The sequence below is a fragment of the Streptomyces sp. NBC_01451 genome (assembly GCF_036227485.1).
Lineage (GTDB): Bacteria > Actinomycetota > Actinomycetes > Streptomycetales > Streptomycetaceae > Streptomyces.
In genome coordinates this window covers 1,463,306-1,481,536 of sequence record NZ_CP109479.1, presented here as the reverse complement: position 1 = coordinate 1,481,536, position 18,231 = coordinate 1,463,306, and the positions used below count along the sequence as shown (strand labels likewise).

Here is an 18,231-nt window from a genome sequence, read left to right as displayed (position 1 = left end):
TGCGCCATGCGATCAACAGGACTCACAGTCACCGCTGTTGTGGGCACGGCACTGCTCCTCGGAAGCGTGTCGACCCCGGCCGCCTCCAGGCCCGCACCACAACACGCCGACCGGGTGCTGGTCTTCTCCAGGACGGCTGCCTTCCGGCACGACTCCATCCCTGACGGCATCACGGCACTCAAGGAACTCGGCGCGAGTGCCGGCTTCCGGGTCGACGCGACGGAGGACGCGGCGGCTTTCAACCCGGCGAACCTCCGCCGGTACGCGGCCGTCGTCTTCCTCTCGACGACCGGCGATGTCCTGACAGACCGTCAACAGACCGCGTTCGAAAGCTACATCCGCCACGGCGGCGGCTACGTGGGCATCCACGCGGCGGCCGACACCGAGTACGACTGGGCGTTCTACGGCGGCCTCGTCGGCGCCTACTTCCAGGGGCACCCGGCGATCCAGCCGGCCCGGACGGTGGTGGAGGACCGCGCCCACCCGGCGACCTCCACCCTGGGCATGGACTGGAACCGCACCGACGAGTGGTACAACTACCGCTCCAACCCACGGAGTTCGGTGCACGTCCTGGCCTCCCTCGACGAGTCGTCGTACACCGGCGGCACGATGAACGGCGACCACCCGATCGCCTGGTGCCACAACTACGAGGGCGGACGCTCCTTCTACACCGGCGTCGGCCACCTCTCCTCCGCGTACACCGAACCGGCGCTCCGGCAGCACCTGCTGGGCGGACTCCGCTGGGCCACCGGCAGAGCCCAGGCGGACTGCCGTCCGGAGAACGGCTACCGGCCGCTCTTCGACGGCACCTCACAGGAAGGGTGGAAACAGGCGGGTCCCGGCACCTTCACCGTCTCCGACGACGGCACGCTGACGTCGTCCGGCGGCATGGGCCTGCTCTGGTACGCCGCCCGGAGCTTCGGCGCCTACTCCCTGAAGCTGGACTGGAAGGCCCACGGCGACGACAACTCCGGGGTGTTCGTGGGCTTCCCGCCCTCGGACGACCCGTGGTCGGCGGTCGACAAGGGCTACGAGATCCAGATCGACACCACCGACGCCCCCGACCGCACCACCGGAGCCGTCTACGGCTTCCGCTCCGCCGACCTGCGCAAGCGCGACCGGGCGCTGAATCCGCCGGGGGAGTGGAACACGTACGAGATCCGCGTGGAGGGCGAACGGCTCCGCGTCCGGCTCAACGGCGTGCAGATCAACGATTTCACCAACACCGATCCCACCCGCAGCCTGCGGGACGGTCACGTCGGCATCCAGAACCACGGCGCCGACGACCAGGTGTCCTTCCGTGACATCCGGATCAGGGAACTGCCCACGAACGCGCCGGCGAGCCCGGGCGTCACGGGCGACTGAGCGGCGGCGGGCGGGGGACGCCGGACTCCCGCCCGCCGCCTTCCCTCCCCTCTCGGCCGCCGCCGGAGGGTGTGAACACCGTGAACGACAAGGAGGCCGCCCATGTCCACGTCGTCGTCCCGTCCTCGCACTCGTGTGGGGGTATGGCTGATCGGAGCACGCGGCTCCGTCGCCACCACCGTCGTCGCGGGCTGCGCCGCCGTGACGGCGGGGCTGCACCGCCCCACGGGCATGGTCACCGAAACACCCCCGTTCACGGACTGCGGCCTCCCGCCCCTGTCCGCGCTCGTCTTCGGCGGCCACGACACCGTGGACTGCCCGCTGCCCAAACGCGCCGAGGCACTGACGACGGCAGGCGTCCTGCCGTACGGCCTCACGCCGGCCATCGCCTCCGAACTGGCCGCCGCGGACCGGGAGATCAGACCCGGCGGCCCCGCGCCCGGCGACACCACCCGAACCCCGGACGACCTGGTGACGGCCTTCGCCGCGGACATCCAGGACTTCGCACGACGCCACGGCCTGACCCGGACGGTGGTGGTGAACGTAGCCTCCACCGAGCCGGCCCCGACCGGCACCGCACTCCCCCCGAGCTCGCTGTACGCGGCGGCGGCCCTGCGCGCCGGCTGCCCGTACGTCAACTTCACCCCGTCGACGGGGCTGCACCACCCGGCACTCGCCCGCCCGGCGGCGACCAGCGGGCTGCCCCACGCGGGCCGCGACGGCAAGACGGGACAGACCCTGCTCAGGTCGGTCCTCGGCCCGATGTTCACACAACGGGCGCTGGAGGTCCGCGCCTGGTCGGGTACCAACCTCCTCGGCGGGGGAGACGGAGCGTCGCTCGCCGATCCCTCCGCCGCAGCGGCGAAGAACGCCGGCAAGGAACGCGTCCTCACCGACACCCTCGGTACGACACCGGAGGGGGTGGTCCACATCGACGACGTCCCGTCCCTCGGCGACTGGAAAACCGCCTGGGACCACATCGCCTTCGACGGCTTCCTCGGCACCCGGATGATCCTCCAGACCACCTGGCAGGGCTGCGACTCGACCCTGGCGGCACCCCTGATCCTCGACCTGGCCCGACTCACCGCCCGCGCCCACGAGACCGGCCTCTCCGGCCCGCTGAGCGAACTCGGCTTCTACTTCAAGGACCCGATGGGCGACGGCCCGGCGGGCCTCGGCGAGCAGTACGCGGAGCTGATGGGGTTCGCGGCACGGCTGCGGGACGGGGGAGGGGCGGCGGGTCCGGCGGGGCATGCGGGCGGGGGTGCGGGCCGGGACGCGGTCCCTCGGGCGGAGGCCCCGGGCGGGCGGCCGGCCGACGGCGAGGGGGCACAGCGGTGAGCGCCCGACCCGGTGCTGCACCCGGAGACGGCGCACGGGCCCGGGGCAACCGTGGCCGCGCCCGGCCCAGCGCACCGCACGCCTCCAGCACCACGCCCCTCCGCTTCGGCTACGGAACCAACGGCCTCACCGACCTCCGCCTCGACGACGCCCTCGGCCTGCTCGCCGACCTCGGCTACGACGGTGTCGGCCTGACCCTCGACCACATGCACCTCGACCCACTCGCCCGGGGCCTCTCCGCCCGCACCCGACGGGTCGCCCGCCGCCTGAACGCCCTCGGCCTGGGCGTCACCGTGGAAACCGGCGCCCGCTACGTGCTCGACGCCCGCCGCAAACACGGCCCCTCTCTCCTCGACCCCGACCCGGACGACCGCTCACGACGCGTCGACCTCCTCCTCAGGGCGGTACGAGTCGCCGCGGACCTGGGCGCCCACGCCGTCCACTGCTTCAGCGGCATCACCCCGGCCGGCACGGAACCGGACACCGCTCGGCACCGACTGACCGAAGCCCTCACCCCCGTCCTGGACGCGGCCACCGCGGCCGGTGTCCCGCTCGCGATCGAACCCGAACCCGGCCATCTGCTCGCCACCATCGCCGACTTCCACCACCTCCGCCACGCACTCGGCGACCCCGAGGCACTCGGCCTCACCCTCGACATCGGTCACTGCCAGTGCCTCGAACCACTCCCTCCCGCCGACTGCGTACGCGCCGCCGGGCCCTGGCTGCGCCACGTCCAGATCGAGGACATGCGCCGCGGGATCCACGAACACCTCCCGTTCGGCGACGGGGAGATCGACTTCCCGCCCGTGCTCGATGCGCTGGCCGCCACCGGCTATCAGGGACTGACCGTCGTCGAACTCCCCCGCCACTCCCACGCGGGCCCCCACCAGGCCGAACACTCCCTCCGCTTCCTGCGCGACACGGTCCGCGCCACCCCGGCCCCGCCCGCCGTCCCCTCCGCGACAGCGGAACCGACCGGCACGGACCTCCGGCCCGCCGCAACCCCGCGGACCACCCCTCCGCATACCGCCGCCACGATCGCCGCAACCCCGACGACCGCTTCCCCCACCCCTTCCTCCACCCCCTTCCCCGCTCCGGCCAAGCACTCCGCCACCCCGGCCGAAGGGAGCACCCCATGACCCAGCCCCACCCCGGCCCAGGCACCCCCGCGGCCGACAGCCCCCAACCACCCGCCCCCGCCCCGCTCACTCCGCTGCACGACCTCCGCACCCAGATCACCGCCCACCTCGGCGAAGCCGCCCGCACCTGGCTCGCCCACGCCCTCGACGAAGCAGCCGCCCGCCCCGCCACCCACGGACCCATCTCCGCCTGGGAGCTGCGCCTCGCCGAAGCCGGCCGCCGCTGCGGCACCGACCACGCCGACGCCGTACGCGTCCTGATCCTGGACGCCGCCCAAGCCGGCCCGGACGCCCTCACCCGCGTCTACCGGCAGGGCACCGCCGCCGAACGCCGAGCCGTCCTGCACGCCCTGCCCCACCTGGTCGCCGGCCCCGACGCCCTCCCCCTCGTCGAGGACGCCCTGCGCACCAACGACACCAGCCTCGTCGCCGCGGCCGTCGGCCCGTACGCCGCCCGTCACCTGGACGCCCACAACTGGCGCCACGCCGTGCTGAAGTGCCTGTTCACCGGAGTGCCCGTCGACACGGTGGCCGACCTCCGCCACCGGGCCCGGGCCGACACGGAACTCGCCCGCATGCTCGACGACTACGCCGCCGAACGAGCCGCCGCCGGTCGGCCCGTCCCCGAGGACCTGCACCGCGTCCTGGCCCTGACGGGGTCCGAAGCGAAGGAGTCCTGATGCGCATCTTCGACCCCCACATCCACATGACGTCACGGACCACCGACGACTACCGGGCCATGTACGCCGCGGGTGTCCGCGCCGTCGTCGAACCCTCCTTCTGGCTCGGCCAGCCCCGCACCTCGCCCGACTCCTTCCTCGACTACTTCGACTCCCTCCTGGGCTGGGAACCCTTCCGTGCCGCCCAGTACGGCATCGCCCACCACTGCACGATCGCCCTCAACCCCAAGGAGGCGAACGACCCCCGCTGCACCCCCGTCCTCGACGAACTGCCCCGGTATCTCACCAAGGACCGCGTCGTCGCCGTCGGCGAGATCGGCTACGACTCCATGACCCCCGCCGAGGACACCGCCCTCGCCGCCCAGCTCCAGCTCGCCGCCGACCACGGCCTGCCCGCGCTCGTCCACACCCCGCACCGCGACAAGCTCGCCGGCCTGCGCCGCACCCTCGACGTCGTACGGGAGTCCGCCCTGCCCCCCGAGCACGTCCTGGTCGACCATCTCAACGAGACCACCGTCAAGGAGGCCAAGGACAGCGGCTGCTGGCTCGGCTTCTCGGTCTATCCGGACACCAAGATGGACGAGGAACGGACGGTCGCGATCCTCCGCGAACACGGCCTCGACCGGGTGCTGGTCAACTCCGCGGCCGACTGGGGCAGTAGCGACCCCCTCAAGACCCGCAAGGTCGGCGACCTGATGCTGGCGGAAGGCTTCACCGAGGACGACGTCGACCGCGTCCTGTGGCGCAACCCGGTCGCCTTCTACGGGCTCAGCGGCCGACTTGACCTCGGCGTCGACACGACCGGCGCCACCCACGAGGGCAACTCCGTCCTGCGCGGCGGGGAGTGACCCATGCGCTTCCGCCACCCCGACGGCTCCACCGTCCACCTCGCCTACTGCACCAACGTCCACCCCGCCGAAACCCTCGACGGCGTCCTCGCCCAACTCCGCGACCACTGCGAACCCGTACGCCGACGCCTCGGCCGCGACCGCCTCGGCATCGGACTGTGGCTGGCCAGGAACGCCGCCCACGCCCTGGTCACCGACCCCTCCGCCCTGCGCGGACTGCGCACCGAACTCGACCGGCGCGGCCTCGAAGTCGTCACCCTCAACGGCTTCCCCTACGAAGGCTTCGGCGCCGAGGAGGTCAAGTACCGCGTCTACAAACCGGACTGGGCCGACCCCGAGCGGCTCGCCCACACCACCGACCTGGCCCGTGTCCTCGCCGGACTCCTCCCCGACGACGTCACCGAAGGCAGCGTCTCCACCCTGCCGCTCGCCTGGCGCACCGCCCACCACGGCGAGCGCGCGGCCACTGCCCTGACCGCACTGGGCACCCTCGCGGAGCGTCTCGACGCCCTGGCCGAACTCACCGGCCGCTCCATCCGAGTCGGACTGGAACCGGAACCCGGCTGCACCGTCGAGACCACCACCGACGCCATCGCCCCGCTCACCGCGATCGGCCACGACCGCATCGGCATCTGCGTCGACACCTGCCACCTCGCCACCTCCTTCGAGGATCCGCACACCGCCCTGGACGCGCTCACACAGGCCCGCGTCCCCGTCGTCAAGTCCCAGCTCTCCGCCGCCCTCCACGCCGAACACCCCCATCTCCCCGAAGTCCGCGACGCCCTCGCCGCCTTCGACGAACCCCGCTTCCTGCACCAGACCCGCACGGCCACCGCCGCCGGACTCCGCGGCACGGACGACCTGGGCGAGGCCCTGCACGGCGACGCCCTGCCCGACGCCTCGCCCTGGCGCGCCCATTTCCACGTCCCGCTCCACGCGGCCCCCGCCGCACCCCTCACCTCCACGCTCCCCGTACTCAAGGCCGCGCTGACCCGGCTCGTCGGCGGCCCGCACCCCCGCACCCGGCATCTGGAGGTCGAGACCTACACCTGGCAGGCCCTCCCACCCGAACTACGGCCCCGCTCCCGCGCCCAGCTCGCCGACGGCATCGCCGCCGAACTCACCCTCGCCCGCGACCTGTTGAGCGACCTGGGCCTGAAGGAGCTGCCATGAGCCCCGGCCCCGCCGGAGAAGTCCCGATCCGCGCTCCGGCGACCCCGCCGCTCCGGCCGGACCGGACGGCCCCGGTCTCGTACTACGACCGGCCTCTTCGAGGCGGCCACGGCCGCCTTCGGGCGGGCGACGACGACGGTCTGCCCCTCATCCGCTCCACCCCCCCCGTGCCGTCGACGGCCGCACCGCGGCCACCGATGTGAAGTCGATCCCGCCCCGACCGGCCGGTCACTTCCGACCGGTCACAGTGAAGCACTGACCACTGACAACGCCTTCCGACCCGAGGAGTTCCAGGCATGAGCCGCACACACCACACGGACCCCGAACTCGTCCACCGCCTCAGCAGACGAGGCATGCTCGGCGTGGCCGCGGGCGCCACCGCCGCCGCGCTGCTGGGCGCCGCCGCGACCCCGGCCGGAGCCGCCACCGGGACCGCGTCCGCCGCAGCGGGCCGGGGCCGTCCCGTCCTGCCCCCGGGCCGGCTCGGCATCCAGCTCTACAGCCTGCGCGACAAGGTCTCCACGCTGGGCTTCGCCCCCGTGTTCGCCGAGCTGAAGAAGTACGGCTACGACGAGGTCGAGTTCGCCGGATACACCCAGGGCTCAGCGGGCCCCATATCGCTCGCCCAGCTCAGGCGGCTGGCGCGCGACCACGGCCTCAACCCGATCGGCAGCCACGTCGGCTACTACGCCAGTGACCCGAACGCGTACACCTTCGCCCAGAACCTCGACAAGGTCCTCGACGACGCCCAGGCACTCGGCCTCAAGCACATCGGCACCGCCTCCGGCCCCTTCCGCTACGGCTCCACCGTCGACGCCTGGAAGCGGGCGGCGGAGGAGTTCAACACGTACGGCGCGGCGGCCAGGGCGCGCGGCATGAAGTTCTACCAGCACAACCACTCCGAGGAGTTCTCCTTCGCCACCGACAACCCGAAGGTCCGGCTCTACGACGTACTGCTCGCCGAGACCGACCCCAAGCTCGTGTACCTGGAGATGGACATCTTCTGGGCCTACTCGGGCCAGTTCCGCTTCTCCAAGCGCCCCGACGGCACACCGGCGCCCTTCGAGCCGCTCGACTACGTCCTCAGGCAGCCCGACCGCTACCCGCTCTTCCACGTGAAGGACGGTGTGAGCGACCCGGGCAACCAGTACGGCTACCGCATGACCGACGTCGGCGACGGAGACATCGACTACCAGCGGTTCATCTCCGGCGTCACCCGGCTGCGCGGTCACCGCCTGGCCCATCACTGGCAGGCCGAGCACGACAACCCGACCGAGTCCTTCACCTTCGCGCGCCGCTCCAGCGAGCACCTCCACTCGCTGCGCGAGAAGTGCTGACGGGCCGCCGACACCCGAGGAGGCCCTCCCGGACGGCGCGTCCCGGGAGGGCCTCCGCACGTGCGCGTGCCGTCAGGCCGCGGGCCTCGGCTCCGCGGTCCGGGCGGCCGGGGTGCGACCCGGCTGCCGGAGCAGCAGGGCGATCACCGCCGCCACCATGGAGACGGCTCCGGCCAGGGCGTACGCGCCGTCGTACCCCCAGGCCGCGACCACCATGGAACCGAGGCCACCGCCGAACAGGCCGCTGACCAGCTTTCCGCTGTACACCAGTCCGTAGTTGGACGCGTTGTAGTTCTCCCCGAAGTAGTCCGGGGTGAGCGCCGCGAACAGCGGGTAGAACGCGCCGCCCCCGAAGCCGGAGAGGAAGGCGAAGAACAGGAACAGTGCCTCGCTCTTCACGTCGCCCGCCCAGATCACCCCGAACTGGGCCAGGCCCAGGACGACGATGACGAACACCAGGGTGGGCTTGCGGCCCCACCTGTCGGACAGCCAGCCCACGACACCGCGGCCGATGCCGTTGATGACCGCCATGACACCCATGGACGAGGCCGCCACCAGCGGGCCGAAGCCCACCTCCTTGGCGAAGTCGACCTGGAAGGAGATCCCGAAGATGGACACGCCGGCGGTCAGCACGATGGACAGCCACATCAGGGGGAGCATGCCGGTCCTGATGGCCTCCTTGGGTGTGTACTGCCTCACCGCGGGAGGGTTCTTGGTGAGGCCGGTCGCGTTCTTCTCGTCGTCGGCGTACGTCAGCGGATCGATGTCCGCGGGCCACCAGTTCTTCGGGGGATCCTTGAAGAAGAAGGCGGACGCGAGGACCACGATCATGATGTAGCAGCCGATCAGGTCGAGGACCCGGTGGTAGTTCGCGGTGTCGAAGCCGTAGTTGAAGATGAAGATGAACGGCAGCGATCCGTACGCGAACCCACCGTTGACGAACCCCGTCCTGGCTCCCCGGCGTTCGGGGAACCACTTGCCGACCATGTTGATGCAGGTCGCGTAGACCAGGCCGGCGCCGATGCCTCCGACGACACCGAAGCCGAGGATCGCGAGCCAGACGTCGCTCAGGTGCGAGAGGGCGAGGAATCCGAGGGCGCACAGGCCCGAGCCGATGTACATGGCTGTACGGGCCGTCAGGATGCCCTTCTCCCGGAGCCAGCCCGCGGGGAAGGCGATGCCGGCCTGGAAGAAGACCCAGACGCTGAGGATCCAGAAGGTGTCGCTCTGCGTCCAGCCGTGGGCGTGGGACAGGGTGTCCTCCGCCGAGCCGTACGCGTACTCGAAGACACTGATGGCCATCATGGCGATCCACGGCAGGTACACCATGAGCTTGCGGGAGTGACCGAGGATGTCCCGGTCGGTCTCGCCGACGCGGTAGACGCGACCGCGGGAGTCGGTCACTTCCCGGTAGGGACGGTGTGCGGCTCGGGGGCCGGTCGGCGAACTGTTCGCCGCGTTGCCCTCTGAAGTGTTCGCAGAACTGTGGGTCGCGATGGGATCTGCCGTCATGTCAGGCCAATTCCTCCGTGTCAGGCCGTTTCCTTGCTGATGCGTCAGGCCATTTCCTCGCCGAGCGGTTGGGGGTTGGGGGAGACCCGGCGGTTCGCCGTCGGCCTGCCGGGAGCCTTCAGGAACACCGCGAGCACGGCGGAGGCCAGGCCGATGCAGCCGGCCAGGACGAACGCGCCCTCGTAGTCCCAGTGGTCGACGACGATCGCGCCCACTCCGGATCCGACGAGACCGGAGATGAGTTTCGAGCTGTAGACCATCCCGTAGTTGGACGCGTTGTTGTTCTCACCGAAGTAGTCCGCGGTCATGGCCGCGAACAGCGGGAAGATCGCCCCGCCGCCGAAGCCGGAGACCATGGAGCAGAACAGGAAGAACGGCATGCTGCCCATCTGGCCGGAGACCAGCACGCCGAACTGGGCCGTGCCCAGCACCAGACATACGATGATCAGCGTGTTGCGTCGCCCGCAGCGGTCGGATATCCAGCCGATGACACCGCGGCCGGTGCCGTTGACGATGGCCTTCAGGGACATCGCCGTGGCCGCGATCCCGCCCGCGAAGCCCATGTCCTTGCCGAACGGCACCTGGAAGGCGATACCGAAGATGTTGATGCCGGCGGTGCACAGCAGGCAGAACCACATCATCCACAGGACGGGCTGCCGGGCGGCCTCCCTCGGGACGTACTGCTTGACCGCGGGCGGGTTCTTCTCCAGCGCCCGGCGGATCTTCGGGTCGTCCGTGGCCTTGAGCGGGTCGACGTGCGCGGGCCACCAGTTCTTCGGCGGGTCCTTGAAGAACCAGCCGGCCGAGGCCACCACCAGGCACAGCCCGACACCCACGCAGGCGAGCACGGTCTGGTAGTTGCTCAGGTCCATGTACGAGGTGAACAGGAACACGAAGGGCACCGAGCCGTAGGCGAACCCGCCGTTGACGAAGCCCGTCTTGCCGCCCTTGCGCTCCGGATACCACTTGCCGACCATGTTGACGCAGGTCGCGTAGACGAGACCGGCGCCGATACCGCTGCACATGCCGAAGCCGAAGTAGGCCACGAGCACGTTGGGCGCGTACGCCAGCGAGAGATAGCCGAGCATGGTGCCGACCGCGCCGAGCATCATCGCCGTACGGGCGGGCAGCCTGCCGCTCTCCCGCAGCTGACCGGCGGGGAAGGCCACGGCCGCCTGGAAGAACACCCAGACGCCCATCAGCCAGAAGATGTGTCCGCTGTCCCAGAGATGGGCCTCGTGGAGGGTGTCCTCCGCGGACGTGAACGCGTACTCGGCGGAGCTGATGCCCATCATGCCGATCCACGGCAGGATGACCATCCACTTGCGCCCGCGGCCCATGATGTCGACATCGGATTCACCGACGCGGTACATACGGCCGTTGTGGTCCGTCACCTCCCGGTACGGGACGGACGTCGAGTAGTCGATGGTTGTCATCTTGGTGAAGACTCCTTGCGTCGAAAGATCTGGCCAGCGCCCCCTGTCCAAATGCCTTTCGTGCGCGCATGGGTCCCGGGGCCGGCCGACGCGCACCGTCGGACGCCCCCTGTGCCGGGTTACGTCATGAACCGCCCCCCAACTGCCGGGAGGCCACGCACCTTTGTGGTGCGTGCTCCGAACTCCCCATGTCAGACCACCCCGTTCGCCCTGAGCAGGCGCAGTTCCTCGTATTCGAGGCCGAGTTCGTTGATGAGGATCTGTTCGGTGTGTTCGCCCAGGAGGGGCGGGGTGGTGATGTGGGTGGGGGAGTCGGAGAGTTTGAGGGGGTTGCCGACCGTGGTGAACGGGCCGCGCTCGGGATGATCGACGGTGACGATCATGTCGTTGGCGGCGAGGGAGACGTCCTCGATGATCTCTCTCGTGGACAGGATCGGGCCGCACGGGATGCTGTATGCGTTCAGCTGTTCCAGGACCTGCCATTTCGGCAGGGCGGATGTCCACTCCTCGATCAGCTGGAACATCTTCGCCAGCTTCGGCAGGCGTGCTTCGGGGGTGGCCCAGCCGGGATCGTCGGCGAGTTCCGGGCGGCCGATCAACGTGGCCAGGGGACGCCAGCCGGGCGGCTGGACGATCACGTACACGTAGTCGTTGGGCCCGCCGGGCGCGCATCGCACGGCCCAGCCCGGCTGTCCGCCGCCCGAGGCGTTCCCGGAACGGGGTACCTCGTCCCCGAAGTCCTGGGCCGGGTACTCCGCCAACGGGCCGTGCCGCAGCCGTTGTTGGTCACGCAGTTTCACCCGGCACAGGTTCAGCACCGCGTGCTGCATCGCCACGTTGACGCGCTGGCCCCGGCCCGTCGACTCCCGCTGGAACAACGCGGCCAGGATCCCGGCCACCGCATGGACACCGGTGCCCGAGTCCCCGATCTGTGCCCCCGTCGCCATCGGCGGCCCGTCCTGGAACCCGGTGGTCGCCATCGACCCGCCCATCGCCTGCGCCACCACCTCGTACGCCTTGAAACCGGTGTACGGGCCCTCCCCGAACCCCTTGATCGACGCGTACACGATCCGGGGATTGATCTCCCTGATCCGTTCCCAGGTGAAACCCATCCGTTCCACCGCACCCGGCCCGAAATTCTCCACCATCACATCCGAACACCGGATCAGCCCGGTCAGGATCTCCCGGCCCCGCTCCGACTTCGTGTTCAACGTGACACTGCGCTTGTTGCAGTTCAGCATCGTGAAATACAACGAATCCACACCCGGCACATCCCGCAACTGACCCCGCGTGACATCCCCGCCCGGCGCCTCCACCTTCACCACATCCGCACCCAGCCACGCCAGCAACTGCGTCGCCGACGGACCCGACTGCACATGCGTCATATCCAGGACACGAATCCCCTCAAGAGCCTTGGCCGTCACAGGTCACCTCGCTTGTCCGTAGCCTCGAACGTCCTGGTGGCGCCGATCCTGGGTAGTGCTTGGCACATTGCATACAGTCGACGAATACTGTATGAAGATTGTTATCCCGCATCCGATGGGTGATGTCCAGGGGGCGTGCAGCACTTTTAAGACGGGAGCCGAATCATGGACCTGGTCGCCCTCCCCGCGAACTTCCCCGGCATCGGCGGCGGGTTCCGGCCCGGAGCATGGCCGACGGGCTGTACGGCTTCCTCGCCGACCCGGATGTCGGGTCGGAGTTCGTCGACGTCCCCGGCGGGCCCGGCGCAGTCGAAGAAGAAGGCGCTGGAGACGGTCGGCGCCCCGGCGGGAAACACCCCGACCGGGACGGCCCGCAGCGCGCTCGCCCCGCCGGCAGCCGACGGTGACACCACCCACGGCTGACAGGCGGTGACCACCGGACCGACCGGCGCCACCACGCTCCTGCCCCCTCGCGCCCGCCCCCCACACCCACACCCACACCCACACCCACACCCAGACCCAGACCCCCGCCCCCGACTGTGCACCGAGAGCGGAGACACCGAATGACCACCACCCTCAACTCCACCCACCTCGTGGTGAAGTCCGGTACGTCCTGGACCGACGCCTGGCAGCGATGCCTCGCCGTCGCCCCCGAGGCGTTCCGCGACGACCGCGTCCTCAACCTCTGGAACTCCGCCTGGCAGGCCGACGGCCGCGCCCTGCCCGCGACCAGCCCCGTCGACGGCAGCCCGATCGCCGGCCCGCCGCGCCTGGACCGGGACGCAGCCCACCACGCCGTACGCGCCTCGCTCGACCAGCACCGCGCCTGGCGGCACGTCCCGCTCCCCGAACGCAGGGCCCGCGTCGCGGCCACCCTCGACGCCCTCACCCAGCACCGCGAACTCCTCGCACTCCTGCTCGTCTGGGAGATCGGCAAGCCGTGGCGGCTCGCGCAGGCGGACGTCGACCGGGCCATCGACGGTGTGCGCTGGTACGTCGACGGCATCGAGCCGATGGTCGCCGACCGGGTGCCGCTGGACGGCCCGGTGTCCAACATCGCCAGCTGGAACTACCCGATGAGCGTGCTCGTTCACGCGATGCTCGTACAGGCACTGGCGGGCAACGCGGTCATCGCCAAGACCCCCACCGACGGCGGTGTCGCCTGCCTGACCCTGGCCTGTGCGCTCGCCGCCCGTGAGGGGATTCCCGTCACCCTCGTCAGCGGCAGCGGGGGAGAGCTGTCCGAGGCGCTGGTGCGGGCGCCCGAGATCGGCTGCGTCTCCTTCGTCGGCGGTCGCGACACCGGCGCCGCGGTGGCCACCGCGGTCGCCGACCTGGGTAAACGTCACATCCTCGAACAGGAAGGGCTCAACACCTGGGGCGTCTGGAACTACTCGGACTGGGACGCCCTCAAGGCCGTCGTGCCCAAGCTCTTCGACTACGGCAAGCAGCGCTGCACGGCCTACCCGCGCTTCGTCGTCCAGCGGCAGCTGTTCGACGAGTTCCTGGCGGCATACCTTCCGGCGGTGCGCACCCTGCGCGTCGGACACCCGCTCGCCGTCGAGAAGGCCGACGACCCCTACCCGGCACTCGACTTCGGGCCCGTCATCAACGCGGCCAAGGCGAAGGAACTCCACGACCAGGTCGCCGAGGCCGTCGCCCGAGGCGCGGTTCCCCTGCACCGCGCCAGCGAGGCCGAGGCCCGCTTCCTGCCCGGCCAGGACACCTCGGCGTACGTCCAACCGGTCACGCTCCTGGGGCCGCCGCCGTCCTCGCCGCTGCATCACGCGGAGCCGTTCGGGCCGGTCGACACCATCGTCCTGGTCGACACGGAGGCGGAACTGCTGGCCGCGATGAACGCCTCCAACGGCGCGCTCGTGGCCACCCTGTCCACCGACGACCGGGCCACCTTCGACCGGCTCGCCCCACAGATCCGCGCGTTCAAGGTCGGCCATGGCAAGCCGCGTTCGAGGGGTGACCGCGACGAACTGTTCGGCGGGTTCGGCGCGTCCTGGCGCGGCGCGTTCGTCGGCGGCGAGCTGTTGGTGCGCGCCGTGACCCGGGGACCGGCGGGCGAGCGGCTGCCCGGGAACTTCCCGGAGTACCAGCACATGCCGTGACCGGCGGCCGGGCGGCGCCCTTGCGGGGGCGCCGCCCTCCGGACATCGCGTGCACACACGTCGACGTGGAAGTGAGGTGGCGATCATGGCCAAGGCTCTTGAGGGGATTCGTGTCCTGGATATGACGCATGTGCAGTCGGGTCCGTCGGCGACGCAGTTGCTGGCGTGGCTGGGTGCGGATGTGGTGAAGGTGGAGGCGCCGGGCGGGGATGTCACGCGGGGTCAGTTGCGGGATGTGCCGGGTGTGGATTCGTTGTATTTCACGATGCTGAACTGCAACAAGCGCAGTGTCACGTTGAACACGAAGTCGGAGCGGGGCCGGGAGATCCTGACCGGGCTGATCCGGTGTTCGGATGTGATGGTGGAGAATTTCGGGCCGGGTGCGGTGGAACGGATGGGTTTCACCTGGGAACGGATCAGGGAGATCAATCCCCGGATCGTGTACGCGTCGATCAAGGGGTTCGGGGAGGGCCCGTACACCGGTTTCAAGGCGTACGAGGTGGTGGCGCAGGCGATGGGCGGGTCGATGGCGACCACCGGGTTCCAGGACGGGCCGCCGATGGCGACGGGGGCACAGATCGGGGACTCGGGCACCGGTGTCCATGCGGTGGCCGGGATCCTGGCCGCGTTGTTCCAGCGGGAGTCGACGGGCCGGGGCCAGCGCGTCAACGTGGCGATGCAGCACGCGGTGCTGAACCTGTGCCGGGTGAAACTGCGTGACCAACAACGGCTGCGGCACGGCCCGTTGGCGGAGTACCCGGCCCAGGACTTCGGGGACGAGGTACCCCGTTCCGGGAACGCCTCGGGCGGCGGACAGCCGGGCTGGGCCGTGCGATGCGCGCCCGGCGGGCCCAACGACTACGTGTACGTGATCGTCCAGCCGCCCGGCTGGCGTCCCCTGGCCACGTTGATCGGCCGCCCGGAACTCGCCGACGATCCCGGCTGGGCCACCCCCGAAGCACGCCTGCCGAAGCTGGCGAAGATGTTCCAGCTGATCGAGGAGTGGACATCCGCCCTGCCGAAATGGCAGGTCCTGGAACAGCTGAACGCATACAGCATCCCGTGCGGCCCGATCCTGTCCACGAGAGAGATCATCGAGGACGTCTCCCTCGCCGCCAACGACATGATCGTCACCGTCGATCATCCCGAGCGCGGCCCGTTCACCACGGTCGGCAACCCCCTCAAACTCTCCGACTCCCCCACCCACATCACCACCCCGCCCCTCCTGGGCGAACACACCGAACAGATCCTCATCAACGAACTCGGCCTCGAAGAAAACGAGTTGCCGTATCTCAGGGCGCAGGGCGTGATCTGACCGACGGCGGCCGACGCCGCAACCACTCCGTCCCGGGCGAGGCGCGGACCACCGCATCCTCGCCCGGGACGGCTCCCGTTCGCATCCGACCGGAGTGAGGTAGCCCAGCATGTCGACCCACGCACCCCGTCTCGCCGGGCAGACGGTCACCGACCGCCTCGTCGAGTCCAACCGCGCGTACGCCGCAGGTTTCGCCGACCCGGGAATGGACGCCCGTCCCGTACTCCAGGTGGCGGTCGTGGCCTGCATGGACGCCCGTATCGACCTGCACGCCGCCCTCGGGCTGGAGTTGGGCGACTGCCACACCGTCCGCAACGCCGGCGGCGTCGTCACCGACGACACCATCCGTTCCCTGACGATCAGTCAGCGAGCGCTCGGCACCCGCAGTGTTGTCCTCATCCACCACACCGGATGCGGTCTCCAGACCCTCACCGAGGACTTCCGGCACGAACTGGAACTGGAGGTCGGACAGCGCCCGGCATGGGCGGTGGAGGCCTTCCGGGACGTCGAGCAGGACGTACGGCAGTCCATGCAGCGCGTGCGCACCTCACCGTTCCTGCCGCACACGGACGACGTCCGGGGCTTCGTCTTCGACGTGACGACCGGTCTGCTGCGGGAGATCGACCCGAGGGCCTGAGCCCACCCTCCGACCTCCATCCCTGCCCGCGCCGCCGCCCTCGGCGTCATGCGCTCCGGTCGGCCGGCGCGGCGAGCCGCTCGCGGTGGACGTCGGTCCACACCGTGGTGCCGAAGGTGTGCCGGTGCGTGAGTTCCGCGGCGCGGTCGGGGTCCCCGAGGCGCCCGCCGGGCGGACACCGGTCGCGGAAATTTCGCCACCGCCCCCTGGTGCCCACTGTCGGCGTACAGAATACTGTATGCAATTACTTCGAGGGGGTCCCTCCGTGTCCTACCGCACAGCTCTCGCCGACGTCCTGACCCGGGCCGTCGCACCCTGCGCCCAAGTCACCAGTACGGAAGGCAGGTTCCCCCGTGGTGCGGTGACGGCCTTCGGGGCCACCGGACTGCTGGGGCTCACCGTCTCCACCGAGTTCGGCGGTGCCGGGCTCGGTCTCCCGGAGGCCGCCGAAGTGGTGGCCCGGACCGAGCGGGTCTGCCCGGCGACGGCGGCCGTGCTCCGGTCCCACTACACGGCGGTCGCCGTCATCGAGCCCTACGGCAGCCCATGGGTGCGTGCCGAGATCGCCGCCGGACGTCATCTCGCCAGCCTTGCCCTCATGGAGGACGTGGAGGACGACGCCGCCGAGCAGGATCCGGCGGCCCACCTGCTCGTGCCGCGCCGCACAGCGGTTCGCTCCGGTGGAGTGGTTGCCCTCCGGGCCCGTAAGCGCCGGGTGGTCGCGGCGGGGGAGGCCGACAGCTACGTCTGGTCCTCCCGGCCGCTCGGTGCGCCGGACGGCCTGAGCCTGTGGGGGGTTCCGGCGCACGCCCCGGACCTCTTCGTGCCGGCCCGGCCCGACGCCTCCGGACCGCCGGGCAGCGCCACGTCCACGGTGTTCGCCGACCCGGTGCTGGTGCCCGCCGACGCGCGGCTCGGTCCGGACGGCGGCGGGCGTGACATCGTGCTGCGCACGGTCCTGCCGTGGCTGCTCGGGCTGCGGGACGCCGCGGGCACGCAGGTGCACCACCTCGCGGCTGTCGGAGCTGGGCCCTCCGACTCCCTCGTCCCGTCCGGGACCTGGGTTTCCTGAGTTCCGGCCCCTGAGGTACGGCTCGTGAACTCCAGGCCGCAGAGCGCCTGTTCGTGCTTCCGCGGACGTCAGTCCTGGCCCGCTCCGGCGGCGAGCTGTCTGCGGTAGAAGTCGGTCGTGCGTTCCGTGTGCTTGCGCATGACCTCGCCCGCACGGTCCGCGTCGCCCTTGGCGATGGCCTTGATGAGCTGGGTGTGCTCGTTCCACGCCTCCTTGCCGCGGGGCTTGGCGATGGGCGTGTAGTACCAGCGCACCTTCTGGCCCACCTGCGCGAGCATCTCGGCCAGTACGTCGTTGGCGGCCACGGACGTGACACACGCGTGCAGGGCGGTGTTGGCCGCGACCAGGCGCTCGACGTCGCCGGCGGCGAGAGCGTCGACGCCCTGGGACTGGAGCTCGCAGAGGCGCTCGACGTCCTCGGGGGTCGCGTTGCGGGCGGCGAGCTGGGCCGAGTAGGTCTCCAGCACCGAACGGACGCCGAGGAGCTGGGCGGCCTCCTCCTCGGTGGGGGAGTGGACGAAGGCGCCCTGCGCGGGCCGCAGGTCGACCCAGCCGGCGGTCTGGAGCCGCTGGAGAGCCTCCCGGACCGGCTGTCGGCTGACTCCGAGGTGCTCGGCGAGCTCGGCCTCGACCAGGTGCTGACCGGGCTTGAGGGAGCCACTGACGATCAGTTCGGTCAGGGCGTCGTACACGGCCTGGCGGAGCGGTGCCGGGCGGGTGACGCGCCGGGACGCTGCGGCCGTGAGTGCCTCGCGCATGATTGTCCCGTTCTGCTCTGCCGCCGGACCGACGGCTTTTGCCAAGAGGTGGCCGCCGAGGGGGTTGCCGACGA

Annotated in this window: 17 protein-coding genes; 13 read left to right on the top strand and 4 right to left on the bottom strand. The window is 70.7% G+C overall.

What is annotated here, in order from left to right; all coding sequences use genetic code 11:
• Positions 1-6: 6 nt before the first annotated feature.
• From OG595_RS06430 to OG595_RS06395, 8 genes are all read left to right on the top strand, one after another.
• Positions 7-1,365 carry a ThuA domain-containing protein gene (locus OG595_RS06430; protein ID WP_329268798.1) on the top strand — a complete coding sequence of 453 codons (1,359 nt, stop codon included), beginning with the start codon at positions 7-9 and terminating at the stop codon, positions 1,363-1,365.
• 102 nt (positions 1,366-1,467) lie between these two features.
• Positions 1,468-2,706 carry an inositol-3-phosphate synthase gene (locus tag OG595_RS06425; RefSeq protein ID WP_329268796.1) on the top strand — a complete coding sequence of 413 codons (1,239 nt, stop codon included), beginning with the start codon at positions 1,468-1,470 and terminating at the stop codon, positions 2,704-2,706.
• Positions 2,703-3,845: a sugar phosphate isomerase/epimerase family protein gene (locus tag OG595_RS06420; protein WP_329268794.1), complete on the top strand. Its 1,143-nt coding sequence runs from the start codon at positions 2,703-2,705 to the stop codon at positions 3,843-3,845. The genes OG595_RS06425 and OG595_RS06420 overlap by 4 nt, the downstream gene beginning before the upstream one ends.
• A complete protein-coding gene (locus OG595_RS06415; RefSeq protein ID WP_329268792.1) occupies positions 3,842-4,525 on the top strand; it encodes an EboA domain-containing protein in 684 nt (227 codons plus the stop codon). Before OG595_RS06420 ends, OG595_RS06415 begins: the two co-directional genes overlap by 4 nt.
• Positions 4,525-5,373: a TatD family hydrolase gene (locus OG595_RS06410; protein ID WP_329268789.1), complete on the top strand. Its 849-nt coding sequence runs from the start codon at positions 4,525-4,527 to the stop codon at positions 5,371-5,373. The genes OG595_RS06415 and OG595_RS06410 overlap by 1 nt, the downstream gene beginning before the upstream one ends.
• A 3-nt stretch (positions 5,374-5,376) precedes the next feature.
• Complete coding sequence (gene eboE, locus OG595_RS06405; RefSeq protein ID WP_329268787.1) at positions 5,377-6,546, top strand: metabolite traffic protein EboE; 1,170 nt, start codon at positions 5,377-5,379, stop codon at positions 6,544-6,546.
• A complete protein-coding gene (locus OG595_RS06400) occupies positions 6,543-6,749 on the top strand; it encodes a hypothetical protein (protein WP_329268786.1) in 207 nt (68 codons plus the stop codon). Before eboE ends, OG595_RS06400 begins: the two co-directional genes overlap by 4 nt.
• A gap of 93 nt (positions 6,750-6,842) precedes the next feature.
• The gene (locus OG595_RS06395; protein ID WP_329268784.1) at positions 6,843-7,883 is read left to right on the top strand and encodes a sugar phosphate isomerase/epimerase family protein; all 1,041 of its coding nucleotides are present in this window, start codon (positions 6,843-6,845) and stop codon (positions 7,881-7,883) included.
• Between the two features lie 72 nt (positions 7,884-7,955).
• Here the strand turns inward: OG595_RS06395 and OG595_RS06390 are convergent, their stop codons facing one another.
• The 3 genes from OG595_RS06390 to frc (OG595_RS06380) all read right to left on the bottom strand — a co-directional run bounded on the left by OG595_RS06390 (position 7,956) and on the right by frc (OG595_RS06380) (position 12,255).
• A complete protein-coding gene (locus OG595_RS06390; protein ID WP_329268781.1) occupies positions 7,956-9,395 on the bottom strand; it encodes an OFA family MFS transporter in 1,440 nt (479 codons plus the stop codon).
• A 44-nt stretch (positions 9,396-9,439) separates the two neighbouring features.
• Complete coding sequence (locus OG595_RS06385) at positions 9,440-10,831, bottom strand: OFA family MFS transporter (RefSeq protein WP_329268779.1); 1,392 nt, start codon at positions 10,829-10,831, stop codon at positions 9,440-9,442.
• A 191-nt stretch (positions 10,832-11,022) separates the two neighbouring features.
• Positions 11,023-12,255, bottom strand: coding sequence for a formyl-CoA transferase (gene frc, locus OG595_RS06380; RefSeq protein ID WP_329268777.1), 1,233 nt, complete (start codon positions 12,253-12,255; stop codon positions 11,023-11,025).
• Between the two features lie 165 nt (positions 12,256-12,420).
• On the opposite strand from frc (OG595_RS06380), the gene OG595_RS06375 reads away from it, so the two are divergent.
• The 5 genes from OG595_RS06375 (at position 12,421) to OG595_RS06355 (ending at position 17,399) form a co-directional block, all read left to right on the top strand.
• Entirely contained in the window at positions 12,421-12,678 is a 258-nt protein-coding gene (locus OG595_RS06375; RefSeq protein ID WP_329268774.1) for a hypothetical protein, read from the top strand.
• Positions 12,679-12,818: 140 nt separating this feature from the next.
• The gene (locus OG595_RS06370; protein ID WP_329268771.1) at positions 12,819-14,375 is read left to right on the top strand and encodes an aldehyde dehydrogenase family protein; all 1,557 of its coding nucleotides are present in this window, start codon (positions 12,819-12,821) and stop codon (positions 14,373-14,375) included.
• 82 nt (positions 14,376-14,457) lie between these two features.
• Positions 14,458-15,690: a formyl-CoA transferase gene (gene frc / locus OG595_RS06365; protein ID WP_329282688.1), complete on the top strand. Its 1,233-nt coding sequence runs from the start codon at positions 14,458-14,460 to the stop codon at positions 15,688-15,690.
• 109 nt (positions 15,691-15,799) lie between these two features.
• Positions 15,800-16,327 (top strand): beta-class carbonic anhydrase, encoded by a 528-nt coding sequence (locus OG595_RS06360; protein WP_329268768.1) that lies wholly within the window; start codon positions 15,800-15,802, stop codon positions 16,325-16,327.
• Positions 16,328-16,592: 265 nt separating this feature from the next.
• Entirely contained in the window at positions 16,593-17,399 is an 807-nt protein-coding gene (locus OG595_RS06355; protein ID WP_329268765.1) for an acyl-CoA dehydrogenase family protein, read from the top strand.
• A gap of 68 nt (positions 17,400-17,467) precedes the next feature.
• Here OG595_RS06355 and OG595_RS06350 read toward each other — a convergent pair whose 3' ends face one another.
• Positions 17,468-18,157, bottom strand: a complete 690-nt coding sequence (locus OG595_RS06350; protein ID WP_329268762.1) for a GntR family transcriptional regulator — start codon at positions 18,155-18,157, stop codon at positions 17,468-17,470.
• Between the last annotated feature and the right edge of the window lie 74 nt (positions 18,158-18,231).